This is a genomic window from Asanoa sp. NPDC050611 (assembly GCF_040654855.1).
GTDB lineage: Bacteria > Actinomycetota > Actinomycetes > Mycobacteriales > Micromonosporaceae > Asanoa.
In genome coordinates this window covers 1-1512 of sequence record NZ_JBFAIU010000673.1, presented here as the reverse complement: position 1 = coordinate 1512, position 1512 = coordinate 1, and the positions used below count along the sequence as shown (strand labels likewise).

Below are 1512 nucleotides of genomic sequence, written 5' to 3'. Positions count from 1 at the left end.
GCGGCGGTGGTGACGCCCGGAGCGCCCTTACCGGAGACCAGCGCGATGATCGCCACTCGTCACGCACCGGGGGTGAGCACGACGGCGATCCGGTCCTTCAGCACGGCCCGGAGCAGGTCGTCCTTGGTGGGGAAGTGCCGGAACACCGTGCCGATGGCGACGCCGGCGCGGGAGGCGACGTCCTCGGTGGAGGCGGCGGCGCCCCGCTCGGCGAACACCGCCTCGGCGGCGGCCAGGATGCGCGCCCGGTTACGCGCGGCGTCGGCCCGCACAACCACCGACAATAGACGGCCCGAACGGCTGAACCAGGAAGGATCGGCGGCCCGTAGGTTGGCGAGCCATGACCATGATCACGGCCGATGCGCCGCCCGCACGGCCGTCACGCCCCGCCACGGTGACCGTCGCGTTCTGGCTCCAGCTCGGGGCCGCGGCGCTGTTGCTGTGCCTGCTCGGCCTGACCGTCGCGTACGCGGTCTACTACGACCAGCAGATCACCCGCGCCGTCGAGCTGGTTCCGACCGCCGACCCCTCCGACGTGCGCATCGAGCGGACCAGCAACGTGGTCATGGCCGCGGTCGCCGGCAGCCTGTTCCTGGTGGGCGCGATCCTGTTCGCGGCCACGGTCCGGCCGCTGCGGCGGGGCAGCAACGTCGCGCGGATCCTGGTCTTCGTCGCGGGCGGCGGCCACCTGCTGGCGTGCCTCCTGCCATGCTTCGGCGGCTTCCTGACGATCCCGTTCTTCCTCATCGCCGACGCCCCCGAGTACGCCGACCCGGCGGCCCTCCCGCCGGACGAGCTGCCGTGGGAGGCGAACCAGTTCCTGGACACCCTCTGGTCACGGGTGGCCCACGTCGAGGAGGCCTTCTACGGCGTCATGTTCCTCGGCGTCGCGCTCGAGGTGCTGCTCGTCGTCACGATCCTCATCCTGGTCGCCGTGCCGCCGGCCAACCGCTACTTCGTGCCGCGCCCGCCCACGCCGCCCTGGCCGGGCGGCGGCTACCCACCGCCGGTCTGGCCCGGTGCCGGCTACCCGCCGCCGTGGGCGACACCGATGCCGACACTGCCCTACGTGGTCTGCCCGGACCCGTCGGCACACGCCACGCCGCCACCGAGCGCCGAGTCGCAACCCACCGCGTCGCCCGCCTGGCCGGGTGCCAGCTACCAGCCACCGGTCTGGCCGGGTGCCGGCTACCAGCCGCCCACTTGGCCGGGTGCCGGCTACCCGTCGCGGTGGGCGGCGCCGCGGATCCCGACCCTGCCCTACATGCTCTGCCCGGACCCGTCGGCCCACGCCGCACCGCCGCCGCCCACCGACCCGCCGAAACCCCGCCCCGACGACCAGCCGACCCCCACGAGCCCATGACCACAACCGGCACGCTGCACCACGTCGAGCTCTGGGTGCCAGACCTCGACCGCGCCGTGAGCAGCTGGGGTTGGTTGCTGACGGCGCTGGGCTACACCGAGGTCGACCGAGACGCGGCCCTGGCTCGCCCAGTAGACGTCCTTCAGATC

General features: G+C 73.5%; 2 protein-coding genes. One reads left to right on the top strand and one right to left on the bottom strand.

Annotation, left to right across the window (positions count from 1 at the left end; all coding sequences use genetic code 11):
• Positions 1 to 59: 59 nt before the first annotated feature.
• Positions 60 to 272, bottom strand: coding sequence for a helix-turn-helix domain-containing protein (locus AB0H87_RS41720; protein WP_360159390.1), 213 nt, complete (start codon positions 270 to 272; stop codon positions 60 to 62).
• Positions 273 to 340: 68 nt separating this feature from the next.
• On the opposite strand from AB0H87_RS41720, the gene AB0H87_RS41715 reads away from it, so the two are divergent.
• Positions 341 to 1363: a hypothetical protein gene (locus tag AB0H87_RS41715; protein ID WP_360159387.1), complete on the top strand. Its 1023-nt coding sequence runs from the start codon at positions 341 to 343 to the stop codon at positions 1361 to 1363.
• Positions 1364 to 1512: the final 149 nt, after the last annotated feature.